The sequence below is a fragment of the Mycobacterium sp. genome, from assembly GCF_035314665.1.
Classification (GTDB): Bacteria; Actinomycetota; Actinomycetes; order Mycobacteriales; family Mycobacteriaceae; genus Mycobacterium.
In genome coordinates, this window is sequence record NZ_DATFZD010000023.1 from 1 (window position 1) to 18,831 (window position 18,831).

Annotated in this window: 13 protein-coding genes, 1 tRNA gene and 1 pseudogene; 7 read left to right on the forward strand and 8 right to left on the reverse strand. The window is 65.0% G+C overall.

Going from position 1 to position 18,831, the window contains the following annotated elements; all coding sequences use genetic code 11:
* A partial coding sequence (locus VKI00_RS01720) for a diguanylate cyclase domain-containing protein (protein ID WP_324434836.1) occupies positions 1–1,164 on the reverse strand: 1,164 nt, incomplete at its 3' end.
* A gap of 318 nt (positions 1,165–1,482) precedes the next feature.
* Here VKI00_RS01720 and VKI00_RS01725 point away from each other — a divergent pair.
* Together VKI00_RS01725 and VKI00_RS01730 are read left to right on the forward strand one after the other, a co-directional pair.
* Positions 1,483–3,609, forward strand: a complete 2,127-nt coding sequence (locus VKI00_RS01725) for an Rv1355c family protein (protein WP_414687096.1) — start codon at positions 1,483–1,485, stop codon at positions 3,607–3,609.
* A gap of 20 nt (positions 3,610–3,629) precedes the next feature.
* Complete coding sequence (locus VKI00_RS01730; RefSeq protein WP_324434817.1) at positions 3,630–5,471, forward strand: putative bifunctional diguanylate cyclase/phosphodiesterase; 1,842 nt, start codon at positions 3,630–3,632, stop codon at positions 5,469–5,471.
* Positions 5,472–5,687: 216 nt separating this feature from the next.
* Here VKI00_RS01730 and VKI00_RS01735 read toward each other — a convergent pair whose 3' ends face one another.
* The 6 genes from VKI00_RS01735 to VKI00_RS01760 form a co-directional block, all read right to left on the reverse strand.
* Entirely contained in the window at positions 5,688–6,413 is a 726-nt protein-coding gene (locus VKI00_RS01735; RefSeq protein WP_324434819.1) for a hypothetical protein, read from the reverse strand.
* 520 nt (positions 6,414–6,933) lie between these two features.
* Positions 6,934–7,197, reverse strand: coding sequence for an acyl carrier protein (locus VKI00_RS01740; protein ID WP_324434820.1), 264 nt, complete (start codon positions 7,195–7,197; stop codon positions 6,934–6,936).
* A gap of 2 nt (positions 7,198–7,199) precedes the next feature.
* Complete coding sequence (locus VKI00_RS01745) at positions 7,200–8,075, reverse strand: class I SAM-dependent methyltransferase (RefSeq protein ID WP_324434822.1); 876 nt, start codon at positions 8,073–8,075, stop codon at positions 7,200–7,202.
* A 4-nt stretch (positions 8,076–8,079) separates the two neighbouring features.
* Positions 8,080–8,943 (reverse strand): acyl-CoA desaturase, encoded by an 864-nt coding sequence (locus VKI00_RS01750; RefSeq protein WP_324434824.1) that lies wholly within the window; start codon positions 8,941–8,943, stop codon positions 8,080–8,082.
* The gene (locus VKI00_RS01755) at positions 8,940–10,682 is read right to left on the reverse strand and encodes a fatty acyl-AMP ligase (protein WP_324434826.1); all 1,743 of its coding nucleotides are present in this window, start codon (positions 10,680–10,682) and stop codon (positions 8,940–8,942) included. The genes VKI00_RS01750 and VKI00_RS01755 overlap by 4 nt, the downstream gene beginning before the upstream one ends.
* Positions 10,683–10,813: 131 nt before the next feature.
* Positions 10,814–10,885, reverse strand: a tRNA-Gln gene (locus VKI00_RS01760).
* Between the two features lie 148 nt (positions 10,886–11,033).
* Between VKI00_RS01760 and VKI00_RS01765 the strand changes: the two genes are divergently transcribed.
* Positions 11,034–11,627, forward strand: a complete 594-nt coding sequence (locus tag VKI00_RS01765; protein WP_324434840.1) for a TetR/AcrR family transcriptional regulator — start codon at positions 11,034–11,036, stop codon at positions 11,625–11,627.
* 59 nt (positions 11,628–11,686) lie between these two features.
* Here the strand turns inward: VKI00_RS01765 and lysA are convergent, their stop codons facing one another.
* A complete protein-coding gene (gene lysA, locus VKI00_RS01770) occupies positions 11,687–13,033 on the reverse strand; it encodes a diaminopimelate decarboxylase (RefSeq protein WP_324434828.1) in 1,347 nt (448 codons plus the stop codon).
* 118 nt (positions 13,034–13,151) lie between these two features.
* Here lysA and mfd point away from each other — a divergent pair.
* From mfd to VKI00_RS01790, 4 genes and pseudogenes are all read left to right on the forward strand, one after another.
* Positions 13,152–16,824 (forward strand): annotated as a pseudogene (gene mfd / locus VKI00_RS01775) (transcription-repair coupling factor).
* Complete coding sequence (locus tag VKI00_RS01780; RefSeq protein ID WP_324434831.1) at positions 16,821–17,966, forward strand: nucleoside triphosphate pyrophosphohydrolase; 1,146 nt, start codon at positions 16,821–16,823, stop codon at positions 17,964–17,966. Before mfd ends, VKI00_RS01780 begins: the two are co-directional and overlap by 4 nt.
* Before the next feature lie 362 nt (positions 17,967–18,328).
* The gene (locus VKI00_RS01785; protein WP_324434833.1) at positions 18,329–18,496 is read left to right on the forward strand and encodes a hypothetical protein; all 168 of its coding nucleotides are present in this window, start codon (positions 18,329–18,331) and stop codon (positions 18,494–18,496) included.
* A gap of 154 nt (positions 18,497–18,650) precedes the next feature.
* A partial coding sequence (locus tag VKI00_RS01790; RefSeq protein ID WP_324434834.1) for a 50S ribosomal protein L13 occupies positions 18,651–18,831 on the forward strand: 181 nt, incomplete at its 3' end.

Below are 18,831 nucleotides of genomic sequence, written 5' to 3' on the forward strand. Positions count from 1 at the left end.
CCGCCAGCGGACGAGCGCCTCAGCGGCCACGATAGCGCCGGTCCGCAGGTCAACCTCGGGAAGGTAGTGCAGCAACAGCGCTTCACGGTCGATCTGGCCCTGAAGATGGAGTTCGATCTCGTTTCGGAACAGTCTTTTCAGTGAAAGGTCGTCGGACAGCACGACCTGGTTGCCGCCGCTGCGCTTGGCCGAGAGGACAGCTTCATCGGCACGACGCAGTAAGTCGGCACTGTCATCACGCCCCGGCTCGCCGGCCGCGACACCAATGCTTACCGTTCGGGTGATCGTGTGGCCGCTGATAGCCACTCGATCGCACACCATCTTTAGAACCCGATTGGCGAACGACAATGCGGAGTCGGTCGTCATAGGGTGATCGGGAACAACGACGAATTCGTCCCCGCCGAGCCTGGCAACCATGCTTTGACTGCCGGCGTACTGACGAAGCCGCTCGGCGAACAGCTTGATGAACCAATCGCCGGCGCCATGGCCGAAACAATCGTTGATCGCCTTCAGCCGGTCTAGGTCGATGTACAAAATCGCGACGGGTCCGGGCGATCTTGCGCTGAGCCTGTCGGAAAGGTGGGCGACAAGCGCTCGACGATTGCGCAGGTCGGTCAGGTCGTCGTGCTCAGCCAGATAGCGAAGCTTGTCTTCGGCAGCGATACGGGCCTGGAGTTGGGCAAACAGCGACGCGATCGCCTCAAGCATGCTGAACTCGTCCGACTGCCACTTCTTGCTGCGGAATTTGCCGAAGCCGAGCAGGCCGGTGGTTACGCCGCCCGAAAGCAATGGTGCGACAGCCACCGACGGCGACGAGATCAGGTCGGCTTCCTCCGTTGGGCACAGGTAACCGTAATACGGAAGTGTTGCTGCCATCACGGTCGGTTCCTTGAGCGATTCGCACATCGCGAAGACGGGGTTGGCGTTGGTGAAGCGGGCAACCGCCAGCGGGTCGGGGTCTGCGCGATAGGGTCGCGGCGGCCATTCCGCGACCACCTTTGACACCTTGGCGTGGTGGTCGTTGTGGCGTAAGAAGCACACGTCGACGTCGAGGTGCTCGACGAGCTTCATCAGCACCTGTTCGCTCACCTGGGCGGCTGTCGATGCGGTCGCTTCCATCAGCTGGGTAGCGACTGTCGTGACGAGACCCAGGCTGGACGACAAGGTGTCCTCCGATCTACGCACGGCGCGGGGAAAGACTGTCTCTCCGGGCCGCAGTTATACGGTTGTATAACAGGCGCTGCTCCATTCACGCAGGCATTTCCGTCGAGAGGCGAGAAGTATATCCAGCCTGCGGTTATTGGATAAATGCGCCGACGTGACGCTGAAATTAAGCTCCGGGGTTGGCCAGTGATCGCGTTGGCCCAAGAATACACAGATGCGCTCAGGTACAACGCAATCGATCAAGCTGACCAGTGTGTTCGCTTAGGCTTGGGCGTACGCCCGAAGTCACGATGTCCGTTGCGTGCATGCGTGGCTGACATCAAGGAGATAACCATCGCAGCCCGCACGGCACTCGTGTTCGACCCCGCAGAACCCGCTGACAAAGCGGTGTTGGAACGGTTGCGGGCCGATCCTGTGATCGAGTTCATCGACCACAGCGACTCCCAGCTCGAGGAAGTGCGCAAGCTGCTGCCACCGCCCGACCCTGAGCTTGTCGCCGAACCGTGCCGCTGGGCCTATTACCCCTGGCGGCGGACCGTGGTGGCGGTGTTGGGTCCGCGGGCGTTTCGGGCGGTGCGGTTGGACCGCAACCGGAACATGATCACGGCCGAGGAACAGGCCCGGTTCGGGACGCTGCGCATCGGCGTCGCCGGCTTGAGCGTCGGGCATGTCATTGCGCACACCCTCGCCGCACAGGGTATGTGTGGTGAGCTCCGGCTGGCGGATTTCGATCGCCTCGAGCTCTCCAACCTCAACCGGGTGCCGTCGACGGTGTTCGACCTCGGGGTCAACAAAGCCGAGGTGGCGGCCCGAAGGATCGCCGAGCTCGACCCGTATTTAGAGGTCCGGGTTCTGGACGCGGGCCTGACCGTCGATACCATCGACGAGTTTCTCGACGGGCTCGACATCGTGGTTGAGGAATGCGATTCGCTGGATATGAAGGCCGTTGTGCGGGAAGGCGCCCGCGCGCGTGGGATTCCGGTGCTGATGGCATCCAGCGATCGGGGCCTGGTGGACGTGGAACGTTTCGACCTGGAGCCGCAACGTCCGATTCTGCACGGCCTGCTGGGGGAGTTGGATTTCGCACGCCTTCCGCAAATGAGTAAGGGGGAAATGGTTCCGCACTTGCTGCGTTTTCTCGAGGCTGAACAGTTGTCGCCACGTTTGGCGGCGTCGGCGGTCGAACTCGACCGCCAGCTTTCGACGTGGCCACAGTTGGCCGGCGATGTGGTGTTGGGAGCGACGGCAGTCGCCGAGGCCGTGCGCAGGATCGGAGTGGGTGAGGCGCTGCGGTCGGGCCGGGCGCGCATCGACGTCGGCGGTCGGCTCGATCAGCTCGATGAGCCGGAGATGAACGCGAATAACTCTCCTCCAGAACAGTATTCAGACCCTTCGCTACCGGGTCTGTCAGGCATCGTTGCCGCAGCAGCGATCCGTGCTCCCTCTGCCAGCAACTCCCAGCCGTGGCATATTGACGCCGCGCCTGATGCGGTCACCATCAGCCTTGCGCCACAGCACACCTCGACGCTGGACGTCGGGTTGCGCGCCAGTGCAGTTGCGCTCGGAGCGGCCCTCTTCAACGCGAAAGTAGCTGCTGCCGCCCGACAGATGCTGGGACCGGTGAGCCTCCGGCAAGACGTCGGCGGCGCGCCATTGCAGGCCCGACTGGATCTGCGGGCAGGGGCTAATCCCGACCTAGCCGCGCTGTATCAACCGATGCTGGCGCGGGAAACCAACCGCCGCCTCGGAACGCCCCAACCGATCACCGCCGACACGATCGAACTGCTGGCCTCGCTCGCGCAGCGAGAAGGAGCTCAACTGCATCTCATCACAAGGCCTAACGACATCGACAGGGTCGCAACGATTTTCGCCGCCACCGACCGCACCCGCTACCTGACGCCGCGATTGCACGCCGAGATGGTTTCTGAGCTTCGTTGGCCCGATGATGACTGTCCCGATACCGGTATCGATGTGAACAGCCTCGAGCTCGAACCGAGCGAACTTGGCGTGCTTGACATCTTGCGGCGCCCCGACGTGATGGCTCACCTGGCGCGCTGGAACGCCGGAACTGCCTTGGGTGAAGACACTCGCCGCCGAGTGGCGGCCAGCTCTGCGGTAGCCGTCATTGCGGCGCCTAGGGGTACATTGACCGACTACGCTCGCGGGGGATCAGCGGCCGAGGCGGTTTGGATTACCGCGCAACAGCGCGGGCTGGCCGTTCAGCCGATATCGCCGGTCTTCCTCTATGCGCGCGATGACGAAGACCTCGCCGAGTTGTCGACGTCCTTCCTCGACGAGCTCAGCGGCCTGCAGCAAGAGTTCCGGAAGCTAGTAGGTATACAGGCCGACGCGTCGCCGGTTCTTGTATTGCGATTCGGTTTCAGCCACCCGGCTTCGGTGCGGAGTCGTCGCAGTCTTGCTCGTGTTCGTTTGCTGGAGCGTTGATACCGGCTACCGTATAGGGGGTGTCGGGATCGCTAGACGAATTGGTGACGGCGTCGGCCGCCAAGTTGATGGCTGCAACCGCAGCGAACCACGTCGCGAATAGCGAATGGGTGATTGCGAACGTGGTTAGCCACTTGGGCGTGGATTTCGGCTTTCTCCGCCACAATGACCACACGATCCACGCGACGGTGCTCGTCGCGCTATGGCCGCCACGGCCGTTCGTTCCCGACCCCGACCCGATCGGCGTGGTGTATTTCGCCGATGCCGACTCGACCTTCGCGCAGGCCGAGAATCTTAAAGAGCCCGACGTATTGCGCCCCGAACCAGCGAACGCCGACTATCAACGCAACATCGAGGAGGGCACCGGCGTTCCGAGCAGTTCAATCGCCTGCGTGCCGCTGCTGTCCGGGGACATCACCACGGGCACCCTGGGTTTCGTCAAGGTCGGGGATCGGGAATGGCTGCCGGCGGAGCTGAATGCGCTGCAGGCGATCGCCGCCCTATTCGCTCAAGTGCAGGCTCGCATTGTGGCCGAAGAGCGGCTGCACTATCTCGCCGAACACGATGACCTCACCGGTCTACTGAATCGCCGGGCGCTGATGGCCCACCTGGACGGCCGACTTGCCGACGGCCACCCGGGCCCGGTCGCAATAGTGTTCCTTAACCTGGACCGTCTCAAGGCAGTTAACGATCACCTCGGTCACAAGGCCGGCGACCGATTCATCGAGGCCTTTGCGCAGCTTTTGCGTGAGGCCGCCGACGCCTCGTCAGTCATCGCGCGCTTCGGCGGCGACGAATTTGTCATTGTGCCAACCGTCCCGATGGATGCCGAAGCCGCCGAGGCGTTGGCCGAACTGTTGCAAAAGCAAGTCCACAAGCAAGTGGAGGTCGATGGCGAAACGATCACCCGCACGGTCAGTATCGGCGTCGCGGTCGGTGTACCCGGAAGTGACAACGCGTCGGACTTACTGCGCCGGGCCGACCAGGCCGTCGTGTCCGCCAAGAACGTCGGCGGAAATGCGGTTGCAGCCTTCAACCCGGAGATGGCGGAAAAATACGCTATCCGTAACGACATCGAGCTACACCTGGAAGGGACCATCGAGAGCGACAACGGTGCGTTGGTCCTGCATTACCTCCCGGAGTTTGACATGCGCACCGGTGAGGTTCTGGCGACCGAGGCGCTCATCCGTTGGCGACACCCCACTCGAGGGCTCCTGATGCCGGATTCGTTCATGGGTGTGGTCGAATCCATCAACCTTGCCGGAAAACTCGGCCGCCTCGTAATGCGCTCAGCCTGCGCGCAATTCAGTTATTGGCATAACCGCGGCTTGGGCCGCGATATTGTGCTGCGCGTCAACGTGTCGCCCGCGCAGCTTGTCACGGACGGCTTTGTCGCCATGGTCGCCGCGACGCTGGATGAGTTCGTTGTCGACGCAGCCACGGTGTGCCTCGAGATCACCGAAAACGTCGTGGTCAAAGACATCGACACCACCCACAAAACGCTGGCCGGGTTGAAGGAAGTCGGCGTGCAGGTCGCGATCGACGACTTCGGCACCGGCTACAGCGCGTTGACATATTTGAAGTCACTCCCCGTCGACTCGCTCAAGATCGACAAAGAATTTGTCCGCGAGCTCGGGCCAGACTCGCCCGATCTGGCGATCTTGCGGCAGGTCATGGCCTTGGCCGATGCCTTCGGTCTCGACGTTATCGCCGAAGGCGTTGAAACCGTCGCGGCGGCCAGGGCGCTGCTTGATTTGGGTTGTTATCGGGCGCAAGGCTTTTTGCTGTCCCGCCCCCTCGACACGGCGGCGATGGAATCGCTGCTTGCCCGGCGGTTCGTACAAATGGACTTCTCGAATTAGCGACGTTGCGGCTCTCATCTGCCGTTCGCCGTCAGCGATCTTTCCGCTGAAGGTGCCGCGGATCCTTGTATACGCCGGAGGCATCCTGTAACCGTGCGAAGGCGGCCGCCTGCTCGATGACGAGACCACCTGTGGCTCAAGGCACCAGGTCCCCTCCGACTCCGGGAAGCTCGCAGCACGCGGTGGCTCGTGTACACCAAGGTCCGGCGCGGCTAACTACCCGACATTTCGCGAGGCGAACTTTGTGTTACGCCGGCCGTAGAACTCTTGGGTTAGTTGCTGCGACTCCACCAGGATTTTGGCGGCCTGCTGCGGTTGGGCGTGCTGAACGAAGTCGCGCCGATTCCACCAGATCATCTTGGTTTTGTAGCGGTCATCAGGGTACGGCGCAGCCGGAATGGCTGCCACCACCCCACCCGCCGACCGCCACCGGTTCAGCACGTGTGACGCGGCGGTGGCCATCATGAACTGACATTCGAGGAGAGCCGTAATGTGGCAACCGCTGCGGGCTAAAGCGGCGATAAGAGAACGATTCCTGTCCGGGTCATCGATTACCCAGCCCGCCTTCATCTCCAGGACGCCGAATGGAATCCGGTCGGCGATCATGTCGCGGACCGCCTGCTGGCTGGGCTGCCCCGCCCATTCGCCGACCGCGTGCGTGTCGTCAGCCGACCGCAGCGGTCCTTTGGCCCGCAATCCCCCGACCATCCGCCCGGCGTCATCGATCATTGCGAAGAACATGATGGTATCGGCTCCACTGCGCAGCATGTCCAAGTCCAGGGCGCACTCAACACCATGTTTGCGGTAGCTACGCTCTGCGCCGAGTGAGAATTCGGCCCACAAGTCGGGATCCAACGTCGGCTGCGATAGCAGCAACGTCGCACCGATGTCCGGGTCTTGCCAGCTAAGTCGTTGATGAAGTTCGAACCGACTGCCAGTCATGGAATCTATCGGAACAACGCGTGTTGGTATCCGTTTCTGCATCGAATTGAACTCCAGTTTTGTTATTCACCGAATTAAATACGGATCGCATTCCATCATGCGTAATCACCAACTTAATTCCTGCGCAGAATTTAATGGTAACCCCACTTCCGGTCTATTTTAGATACGCAACAACTTCGGAAGTCAGCGGTCTTCAGCCACGAACACGCTGGCAGAAGGGCAGAACGAACCTCTGCGCGCCGTTCGGCAAAACGACGTTTCAGCTTGGGTCCCGGATGTGGCATGCGACTCGGAATGTACTCGGCGGCATGAGCTCGTGGTAGTAGCTGATACGGAATCCCGCGCTTACTCAGTCGCAGTTAAGAAATGACTCAGTTTCGCAAGCTCAGCGCTTAAGCGATGCCGAAGCGCCGCACACATTCGTCTCGGTACCTGCCCGGGGTCTCCAGCAAACCGCACGGGCCGGGTCGTCTCGGATGTCAGCCGTCGTTTCGCGATCTCCGTTCGTGCGGCTGGAAATTCATCCGGCGCCGTCGGCCACCTCACGCGCGAGCTGTTCGATCGTCGGAAACGTGTAGGGGAGAAAGGCGGATAGTGGGCGGCCGACGAAATCCTCCAGCTCGCCCATCAGCGCGACCGCGTCCGCCGAATCGAGGCCGAGATGGTCGAAGCGGCGGGTGCGATCGATCTCGTCGGCCGGCGTTTTGGTCCGTTGCGCGACGTATGCGGCCAGCACCGCTTCGATCTCGTCGTAGCTCTTAATCTGATCCTCCCCCGTGTCCATCGCTACCATCGCCCCGGTAGATCGATCCGTCGCATGGTCAAGCGCAGGAGTGTGAATGCGCCGAGCTCAAACGAGTAGGCGAACATGCGCAGGTAATGCTCGCAGCGCGCGACCACCTCCTCGCTGGACACTGCAACCGCGTCGGCTCGCTGAGCACGCAAGCGGTCGAACCATGAACGCAGCGTTCTGACGTAGTCACCGCGATCGTTTCGCACCCTTTCGATCTCGAGTTCCATTTCCGCGGCGCGCGCGATGTCCGCGAGCCGTGGCAGCTCCGAGTCGGGGAAGACCTCGTCAACGATGAAACGGTCGCGCAACGGTCGATCACGCGGAATGTCGCCGTACGCGATCGTCTGCAGCGAGAGCCGCCCGCCGGGCTTGAGCCAATCTCGGCACGAACGGAAGAATCTGCGGTAGGCCTCGATTTGCTCCTCCGGCGACAAGCCTTGGCGCGCAAAATGCTCGAACGCACCGACGGAGATGATGGCATCGAACGGCTCAGTCGGCTGGTAGTCAGTCCAGTTGCGCACCAAGACCTCGACGTTGTCCGGTGCGATCTCGCGCAGGTATTCGGCCTGCGCGTCGGAGAGCGTGAGCCCTACAACACGTTCCACGCCGTGCGAGGCCACCAGATGCATCGGCATGGCGCCCCAACCGCAGCCGATGTCGAGCACGCGCGCTGCGCCGGAGGCGCGCGCCTGATCGACATGGAAGTCAAGCTTGCGACGTTGCGCGCGCTCGAGATCGTCGTCGGGGTCCTCCCACATCGCGCACGAATAACTCATCGTCGGATCGAGCCAGACCTGCCAGAACTCATTGCCGACGTCATAGTGATGGCGAATCGCAGCCGGCCCGGCGCCCAAGTACGTCTCGCTCATCCAGTCAGGACTCCGTCTTGCTGAGCACCGGCTGCTTGAGGTCACGAGCTAGCCCGCACGCCGACAACACGCGTATTGCCGCGCCGCCGATATCGATTTGCCACCAGCGCACCCGGGTGGTGTACGCGCCCGGTGCGTCGTGGTGGTTGGCGTGATATCCGCCACCGAAGCCCGGCAGCACTAGCCACACGCTGTTGCGCGCCTGGCCCGAGTGCGGCAACTGCGCGCGGCCACCGAACGCATGGCCGAACGAATTGACGGCCCAGGTTAGTTGGCTGACCACGAACACTCGAATCATCCCGCCCCACAGAAAGCCTGTGAGCGCGCCGCGCGCGCCGCCGGCGGCGAAGCCGATCAGCGTCGGGATCACCAGCCCCAGCACGCCCCACACGAGGTAGCTGCGGTGCAGTGCGACCGTGCGCGGGCTTTGCCACAGGTCCTTCACCTCGCCCGCGGAGATCGTCATCGCGGTGTGTTCGGGACGAAATAGCCATCCGACGTGCGCGTGCACCAACCCGTGCACGCCGCTGAACGGCCAGTGTGGCGAGTGCGGATCACCCTCGCGGTCCGCGAGCGCATGGTGGCGGCGATGCGTCGCGACCCACCACATCACCGGGCCGAGGCACGCGCTTGATCCGAGTGCGCCGAGGATCCAGATCAGCGCCGGATGCGCGGTGAAGGAGCGGTGCGTGAAATAGCGGTGAAAGCCCAGCTCGACTCCCAATAGGGTCGCAGCCGCGCCGACTACCAACACGATCAGGTCGGTTCGCGAGGGCCCAATTCCACCGAACCACAACGCCGTGGCCGCGACCACGGCGGTTGGCGGTGCGAAAACCGTGAACGCGGCGAGCGCGTAGCCGCGTGTCATGTGAGTCGCTCGGTCACATGACGATGGACCTCGATGAGCTCGCCCCGCGAGTACTGAGTGCGGCACTCGCTGCGCCTGATCTTGCCGCTGGTCGTGCGGGGAATGCCGCCACGGTTGACGAATACCACCGAGTCGGCCGGCGTCCCGTGTGCGGTCGCAACGGCAGCGACGATCTGGTCGGCCACCTCGCTCCATTCCGCTACCGCGTCGCGCGCGATCTCCGTGACGATCACGAGCCGTTCGCGGAGGCCGTCGTCGTGGCTGAATGCCGCGCATCCGTTCGCATGCAGCGATCCAAGGCGGAGCTGTTCGACGGTGGTCTCGAGGTCCTCCGCGGCAAAGTTGACGCCGTTTTTGACGACCACGTCTTTGGCGCGGCCGGTGATGTACAGCTCGCCGTCGACGACGCAGCCGAGATCGCCAGTTCGTAGCCACCTGGAATTGTCGGGGGTGCCGTCGAGCCTGGCGGCGAACGTTGCGCGCGAGGTCTGCTCGTCACCGAAGTAGCCGCCCGCGACGCTCGGGCCGTGGACCCAGATCTCGCCCTCAACGCCGTCTTCGCAGCGAGCACCGCGTGCCCGGTCGACGATCGCGAGCTCGGTGCTCAGGCGCGCGCGACCGCAGCTGACGCGCGCGTGACCATTCGGGTCGCGCCACACGGTCGGCGGCTCATCGCGCCGCCCGCCCGATACGATCAACGTCGCTTCGGCGAGCCCATAGCACGGGTAGAACGCCTCGCGGCGAAAGCCGACCTTGGCGAATGTCGCTGCGAAGCGGTCGAGGGTCGCCGCGCGCACCGGCTCGGCACCGACGAACGCGAGGTCCCAGCTCGACAAGTCGAGGCCGGCGAGGCTCTTGTCGCCCTGGCGCTCCACTGCGGCGACGCACATTTCGTAGGCGAAGTTCGGGCCGCCACTTCGGGTAGCGCGGTGCCGCGTGATCTCCTGCAGCCAGCGCAGCGGATGCTTGAGGAACTGCAGTGGCGACATGATCACGCACTCGAAACCCACGTAGACCGGTTGGATCACGTAGCCGATGAGGCCCATGTCGTGTTGGAAAGGCAGCCAACCCAGGGCCACCGTCGACGATGTGTGCCCGAACGCGTCTTCGATCATCGCTTCATTGGCCATCAGGTTCGCATGGCTGACCATCACGCCGCGCGGCGTGCCGCTGGAGCCCGATGAGTACTGGAGGATGGCGAGATCCTCGAGTTTGACAGTTGACTCGGGCGGCGGCGCGTCGGCAAGGTCGTCGACCGCGATGCACGGGATATCGGCGAGCGCCGGGACCAGGTCTCGCGCGGGGAGTATCTGGCGGGTGGTGAGGACGATGTCAGGTCGCGCGTCGGCGACGATCGCCAACAGGCGCGGCAACGTCTGCGCGAGCCGCGACGGGATCGGGATGTGCGCCGGAACCGCGCACACGCCAGCGTAAAAGCAGCCGAACAACGCGTCGAGAAACGTCGCGTCGTCGGGCAGGAGCAGCAGCGCGCGCGGCTGCTCCTGCGTGCGCGGGAGGTCCGCCAAAACGGCGGCCACGGCGCTCGCACCCGCGGCAAGCTCGGCCCAGGTGCGCGTCGTGACGCCGTCGCCGTCCCCGAGGAACGAGAAGGCGCGGTGATCCGGGTCGACAAGTGCGCGGTGCTCGAGGCGGTGCGCGATCGTGAGGCCGCCATCGGCGTCGGCTTTCGAGCGAGGTTGCGGGCCTCGTTCGTGACCTGTCGCGCCGAGCGCCGCCATGTCCGTATCTCCCTATAACAGCCGTGCCCCTTACGGCTGCGTAAAAACAGCATATCCACAAGTACTGAAGGACGTGTCCGTGACTGCCCAGGTTATCGCGGTTAACCAGCCGCAGATCCGGTGCGCGATTGCTCCGTCGCCAGGACTCGAACCTGAACTCTCAGAACCAAAATCTGATGTGCTGCCGATTACACCACGACGGACCACGCATCAGCGGCGAGCCGATCGGCCGCCGTCGGCCGGCCACCGGGCCGGCCGCGCACACTGATGCCTTCGTCAGACTGTAGTGCAACCGATAACCTGGTAGGCGTGGCAGCACCGGAGAAAGAGGTGCGTGCCCCGCGCGCCAGGATGACCGGCAGCGAGCGGCGGCATCAACTCATCGATATCGCCCGGTCGCTGTTTGCCGAACGCGGCTACGAGGGCACCTCGATCGAAGAGATCGCGCTGCGGGCCAACGTGTCCAAACCAGTCGTCTACGAGCACTTCGGCGGCAAGGAAGGGCTGTACGCGGTCGTCGTCGACCGGGAGATGTCGGCCCTGCTGGACGGCATCACGTCGTCGCTGACCAACAACCGCTCCCGGGTGCGCGTCGAGCGGGTGGCGCTGGCACTGCTGACCTACGTCGAGGAACGCACCGACGGCTTTCGCATCATGATCCGCGACTCGCCGGCGGCCATCAGTTCGGGTACCTATTCCAGCCTGCTCAACGATGCCGTCAGCCAGGTCGCCTCGATCCTGGCCGGCGACTTCGCCCGTCGCGGCCTGGACCCGGGTCTGGCGCCGCTGTACGCCCAGGCGTTGGTCGGCTCGGTGTCGATGACCGCGCAGTGGTGGCTCGACACCCGCGAACCCAAAAAGGAAGTCGTGGCCGCCCATCTGGTCAACCTCATGTGGAACGGCTTGACTCATCTGGAAGCCGATCCGCACCTGCAGGACGAATAGTTCGGCGACGATTCGGCCCGCGCGCGGCCCGAGGAGGAGCCGGACCATTAGACCAAGCGTTATCCGCGGTCGCGCGATAGCAGGTCGGCGGTCGTTTCGCGGCGGACCAGTTCGCGGGCGCGGCCATCTTTCACGGCCACCAGCGGCGGCCGACCGACCATGTTGTAGTTCGACGCCATGCTGTGGTGGTAGGCGCCGGTGCACGCCACCGCCAGCAGGTCGCCCGGGTGCAGGTCGGCCGGAAGCTCGACGTCACGGGCGATCTCGTCGCCTGCCTCGCAGTGTCTGCCTGCCACCGTGACCCGCTGCCTCGGTGCGAGCGAGTGCCGATTGGCAAGCGCGACAGTGTATTTCGCCCCGTACAGCGATACCCGCGGGTTGTCGCTCATTCCGCCGTCGACGGCGACGAAGGTCCGCCCGCCGGGTTGCGTCTTGATGCCGCGCACCTCATACAAGGTGACGCCGGCCCGCGCGCTGATCGCCCGGCCGGGCTCGACCACGATGGTCGGCCGGGGGAAACGCTCGGCGGCGCAGGCCGCGTCCAGCGCGTCCTCGATCACCCGGGCCAGCTCGTCGATGGACAGCTCCGGGTCACCGGCCAGGTACGGAATGCCATGGCCGCCACCGATGTTCAGCTCGGTCAGGATGACGCCGTGCCGGGTGCGGACGTCGGCCATGGCGGCGATCATCCGGCGAATCGCTTCGCCATAGAGCGCAGCATCGGTGACCTGCGAGCCGAGATGACAATGCAGTCCGATCAGGTCGAGGGTGGGGTGCGCCAGCACGCGCGCCACCGCGTCTGCGGCGTGCCCGCCGGCAAGGGTGAAGCCGAACTTCTGATCACTGACCCCGGTGGTGATGGCGCGGTGGCCGTGAATGTCGATGTCCGGGGTCACCCGGATCAGCACCCGCTGCCGCTGCTCCGCCAAACCCGCGAGGTCGGTGATTTCGATGCAGGAATCCAGCACGATGCGGCCGACCCCGTTGCGCACCGCGGCCCGCAACTCGTCTTGCGACTTCGCGTTGCCGTGCATGATGATGCGGGCCTTTTCCACGCCGGCGGCCAGCGCGGTGGCCAGTTCACCGGCCGAGCAGACGTCGACACCGAGCCCCTCTTCGCGGACCCAGCGCGCCACCTCGATGGTCAGCAGCGACTTGCCGGCGTAGACGACCTCGGCGTTACGCAGCGCGGTGCGATAGCGGCTGGCGCGACAGCGGAAGTCGGCCTCGTCGATCAGATACGTCGGGGTGCGGAACTCGTCGGCGATGTCGGTCAGGGGTACCTCGCCGATGCAGAGCCGGCCCTCATCGTCGGAATGGGTGGTAAGCGGCCAGATCGCCGGATGGAACCGCGGCGGAGCCGCATAGCCCAAGGAGGGCAGGATGTCCGGCAACGTTGTTGTCATGACTCCAGCGTCCGCGCGGTTTTATCGGATGCTGCTGCCCTTACGGATCCTTGATGGTGCCGGGCCTGAAATTGATGAAGTTCGGCCCCATGCTTCGGCCCCATAGAATGGCGGCATCATGACCGCACCGGGGCCGGAATGCGTAGTTACCCCGATCGCGGGGCTGGTGGAGTTGGCGCTGCGCGCGCCGACGCTGCAGCGACTCATCGACCTCGCCGCTGATCGACCCGGCGAATTGACGCTGGTCGGCCCGGCCAGCGCGCGGCTTTTCGTCACCAGCGCGCTGGCCCGCCAGGGACCGTTGCTGGTTGTCACCGCCACCGGCCGGGAAGCCGATGACCTGACCGCGGAGCTGCGTGGGGTCTTCGGCGACTCCGTGGCGATGTTCCCGTCGTGGGAGACGCTGCCGCACGAACGCCTCTCGCCCGGTGTCGACACCGTCGGCGCCCGAATGATGCTGCTGCGCCGGCTGGCCCACCCCGACGACGCCCGGCTGGGCCCGCCGTTGCGGGTGGTTGTCACCGCGGTCCGCTCGTTGCTGCAGCCGATGGCCCCGCAGCTGGGCTCGCTGGAACCCCTCACGCTGACTGTCGGCACGGACACCGCCGCCGATGGGGGATTCGAAGGAGGAGTAGCGCGGCTGGTCGAGCTGGCCTACACCCGGGTGGACATGGTCGGCCGGCGCGGCGAATTCGCCGTCCGCGGCGGCATCCTCGACATTTTCGCCCCGACCGCCGAACACCCGATGCGGGTGGAGTTCTGGGGCGACGAGGTGACCGAAATGCGGATGTTCTCGGTAGCCGACCAGCGGTCGATTCCCGAGATCAGCGTCGAAACGCTGGTCGCGGTCGCGTGCCGGGAGCTGTTGCTGACCGACGACGTGCGGGCCCGCGCCGCCGTGCTGGCCGGGCAGCAGCCGCCGCCCGAGCACGGGGTCACCGGCAGTGTCGCCGACATGCTGGCCAAACTCGCCGAGGGCATCGCGGTCGACGGCATGGAGGCGTTGCTGCCGGTGCTGAGGCCCGACGACCTGGCCCTGCTGACCAACCAGCTGGCCGACGGCACCCCGGTGCTGGTCTGCGACCCGGAAAAGGTCCGTACCCGGGCGGCTGACCTGATCAAGACCGGCCGCGAATTCCTCGAGGCATCCTGGTCGGTGGCCGCGTTGGGCGGTGACTCGCCTATCGATGTCGAGCAGCTCGGCGGATCGGGATTCCGCGAACTCGACGAGGTGCGCGCCGCCACCCGGGATTCCGGCCACCCGTGGTGGACGCTCAGCCAGCTTTCCGATGAGTCGGCGATCGAGCTGGACATCCGCTCCGCGCCGTCGGCCCGCGGCCATCAGCGCGACATCGACGAAATCTTCGCGATGCTGCGCGCGCACGTATCGACCGGCGGAGTCGCCGCCGTCGTCGCGCCCGGAACCGGAACCGCGCACCGGGTGGTCGAGCAGCTGGCCGAATCCGACACGCCGGCAACGATGTTGGAGCCGGGCGCCGAGCCCAAGGCCGGCGTGGTCGGGGTGCTCAAAGGCCCGCTGCACGACGGTGTCGTTGTGCCGGGCGCAGCGCTGGTTGTCATCACCGAGACAGATCTGACCGGCAACCGGGTCACGGCCACGGACGGCAAGCGGCTGGCCGCCAAACGCCGCAACACTGTCGACCCGCTGGCGTTGACCGCCGGCGACCTGGTCGTTCACGACCAGCACGGCATCGGGCGATTCGTGGAGATGACCGAGCGCACCGTCGGCGGAGCCCGCCGCGAGTATCTGGTGCTGGAGTACGCATCGAGCAAGCGGGGCCAGCACGAAACCGACAAGCTTTATGTGCCAATGGATTCCCTCGACCAGCTGTCGCGGTACGTGGGTGGGCAGGCGCCGGCGCTGAGCCGGCTTGGCGGCAGCGACTGGACCAACACCAAGACGAAGGCCCGCAAAGCGGTCCGGGAGATCGCCGGGGAGCTGGTGTCGCTGTATGCCAAGCGGCAGGCGTCCGCGGGGCATGCGTTCGGGCCGGACACCCCGTGGCAGGCCGAAATGGAGGACGCGTTCGGCTTCACCGAAACCGCGGACCAGCTCACCGCGATCACCGAGGTCAAGGCCGATATGGAAAAACCGGTCCCGATGGACCGGGTGATCTGCGGCGACGTCGGCTACGGCAAGACCGAGATCGCGGTCCGGGCGGCGTTCAAGGCCGTTCAGGACGGTAAGCAGGTCGCGGTCATGGTGCCCACCACACTGCTTGCCGACCAGCATCTGCAGACCTTCACCGAACGGATGGCCGGCTTCCCGGTCCGGATCAAAGGCCTGTCCCGGTTCACCGACCCCGCCGAATCCCGCGAGGTGATCGACGGCCTGGCCGACGGTTCGGTGGACGTCGTGATCGGCACCCATCGGCTGTTGCAGACCGGGGTGCGGTGGAAGGACCTCGGCCTGGTGGTCGTCGACGAGGAACAGCGCTTCGGCGTCGAGCACAAGGAGCACATCAAGTCGCTGCGCACTCACGTCGACGTGCTGACGATGAGCGCGACACCGATCCCGCGCACGCTGGAAATGAGTCTGGCCGGGATCCGCGAGATGTCGACGATCCTGACACCGCCCGAAGAGCGCTATCCGGTGCTGACCTACGTCGGGCCGCAAGACGACAAGCAGGTCGCCGCGGCGCTGCGCAGAGAGCTGCTGCGCGACGGGCAGGCGTTCTACGTGCACAACCGGGTCAGCTCGATCGACCAGACCGCGGCGCGGGTGCGGCAACTGGTGCCGGAGGCCAAAGTCGCTGTCGCGCATGGACAAATGGCCGAGGATCTGCTGGAAACCACCGTCGAAGGATTCTGGAACCGCGAATTCGACATCCTGGTGTGCACCACGATCGTAGAGACGGGCCTGGACATTTCCAACGCCAACACGCTCATCGTCGAACGCGCCGACACTTTCGGGCTGGCGCAGCTGCACCAGTTGCGGGGTCGGGTGGGCCGCAGTCGCGAACGTGGTTATGCCTATTTCCTTTATCCGCAACACGCCCCGCTGACCGAGACCGCCTACGACCGGCTGGCGACGATCGCGCAGAACAACGAATTGGGCGCCGGCATGTCGGTGGCGATGAAGGATCTGGAGATCCGCGGCGCCGGCAATGTGCTGGGCGTCGAGCAGTCCGGGCACGTCGCCGGAGTCGGCTTTGATCTGTATGTGCGACTGGTGGGTGAGGCGGTCGAGGCTTATCGCGCCGCGGCCGACGGAAAAACCGTTACCACCGCCGAGGAGCCCAAAGACGTCCGGATCGACCTGCCGGTCGATGCGCACCTGCCGCCGGACTACATCCCCAGCGACAGGCTGCGGCTGGAGGGCTACCGCCGCCTGGCCGCGGCGGCCGACGACGGACAAGTCGATGCCGTTGTCGAGGAGCTGACCGACCGCTACGGCGCGCTGCCCGAAACCGCTGAGCGATTGGTAGCGGTGGCCCGACTCCGACTGCTCTGCCGCGAGCGCGGTATTACCGAGGTAGGCACAGTGTCGGCAGCGTCCGCGGCCACGGTGCGGCTGGCGCCGATCACACTGCCGGACTCCGCCCAGGTGCGATTGGCGCGGATGTATCCGGGTGCCCGTTACCGCGCAACCACGGCGACGGTGCAGGTCCCGATTCCGCGCGCCGGCGGTGTCGGCGCACCACGAATCCGTGATGTCGAACTGGTGCAAATGGTGGCCGATTTGGTCTCGTCGCTGGACGGGGGACAATCGAGCAGGGTTGATGTAAGAAAATCGGCGGGCGCCGAGTGAGGAGGGGCAGGCACGATGACTGTCGTCTTGGTCGACCCTCGCCGTCCGTCCCTGGTTCCGGTGGAAGCTATCGAGTTGCTCACCGGTGAGGTGCAGTACACCGAGGAGATGCCGGTCGCGGTGCCCTGGACGCTGCCGGCGGCGCGCCCCGCGCACACCGGGGAGGACGCTCCGGTACTGCTGTCTTCGGACCCCGAGCACCCGTCTGTTCAGTCGCGATTGGCCGCCGGTGAGCGGCTGATTTCCGCACCCGACCAGCAGTCGGGGGAGCGCCTGGTCGACGCCGTCGCGATGATGGACAAGCTGCGGACGGCCGGACCGTGGGAAAGTGAGCAGACTCACGACTCGCTCCGCCGGTTCCTGCTGGAAGAGACCTACGAAGTCTTCGATGCGGTCCGTAGCGGCGATGCCGATGCGTTGCGAGAAGAGCTCGGTGACGTGCTGCTGCAGGTGCTTTTCCACGCCCGGATCGCCGAGGACGCGCCACAGCATCCGTTCACCATCGACGATGTCGCCGACACGCTGGTGCGCAAATTGGGTAATCGGGTTCCGGGAGTCCTTGCTGGAGAGCCGATTTCGCTCGACGAGCAGTTGGCTGAGTGGGAAGAGCGCAAGGCCTTAGAAAAGAAGGCGAAGGCGCGGAATTCGGTGTTGGACGATGTGCCTACCGCTCAGCCGGCTTTGGCATTGGCGCACAAGGTGGTTCAGCGCGTCGTTCGGGCGGGGCTGCCGGCCGACCTGATCCCGGAAGAAATCACGACGATCACGGTGACGGCGGACGTCGATGCCGAAAATACCTTGCGCACCGCGGTTTTAGAATTCATCGATACCGTGCGGGGCACCGAGAAGGCGATCGCCGCCGACCGTCGCGGCGAGCACGTGCCGGCGGAGCTGGATGTCGCTCCGGTCGGTGTCATCACCGAGGAGGAGTGGCGCGCGCACTGGCTGCCCGCTGTCGAGGTAGGCGAGCCCGTGGCCCCGGAAGACAATGCCGGCGAGCCGGCGGATGAGGCCGACGACGCTGCCGATGAGCCGGCCCAGGAATCGGAAGAGCCTGATGCCGAGACCGACACGGCCGATGGCGAGGCGGCCACGGGGGAGTCGGCAGAGAAAGACGAAGATTCGTCGGACGATCGGTCGAAGGCAACCGAATCCCAATAGCTCGACAGATGGAACATCCGGAGTTTTGGACTCGAGTGGCTATAGCGCGATTGGCGGGGTAATTTCTCAGGTGTTAAATACCACGGATGTAAATGGCACAGACGTCCGGGCAGGGGCGCAGTGCTTCGATGTCGCCGCATGAATTCGCCCCGACTGCAGAGCAATTCGCCTTTAGCGCTAAGGCGAGCCGCGGCCCCGAGCGCATTCGAGGGGTAGCTCGGGTTCGTGGACGACGCGTTCGGGCTCGCGTGTACGGCGGAGCAGCGCGTCTAAAAGTGCTGCCGCAGAACAACTCCCGATCGATTGAGCGGCCCAGCCACCAAACCCCGTCGAGTTTCAGGTAATTCCGCATCGGCAGAGGCGTGCACACCGACGAGGAATACCGGTACGACGACGGCTTTTTGATCTCGCGGGCCGTCTTCGGTGTCCCGCCGTCCCAGTCGTTCGGGCAGCCGATGCGCCGAATGCCGACCACCGGCCGCTTTCGTCAGGCGTTACCGCCATCACTGGGGGTCGACGCGGCGTTTTGACCTGCGTGGATGACCCCCGGTAAGCTGCACCGTTGGCGTGCGGTACGCCGGGACTCGGGTCAATGTCGGTCGCCGAGATCATCCCTAGCCGTCGACGCCTGACCGGCACCCGGGTCACACCGGGATCCACCCGAGAGAAGAGAAGGTAAGCGCTGTGTCTACCTACACGCCGAAGGCGGGTGACACCACGCGGGCGTGGTACGTCATCGACGCCACGGACGTGGTGCTCGGCCGCCTTGCCGTCGCGGCAGCCAACCTGCTGCGCGGCAAGCACAAGCCGACATTCACCCCCAATGTTGACGGTGGCGACTTCGTCATCGTCGTCAATGCCGACA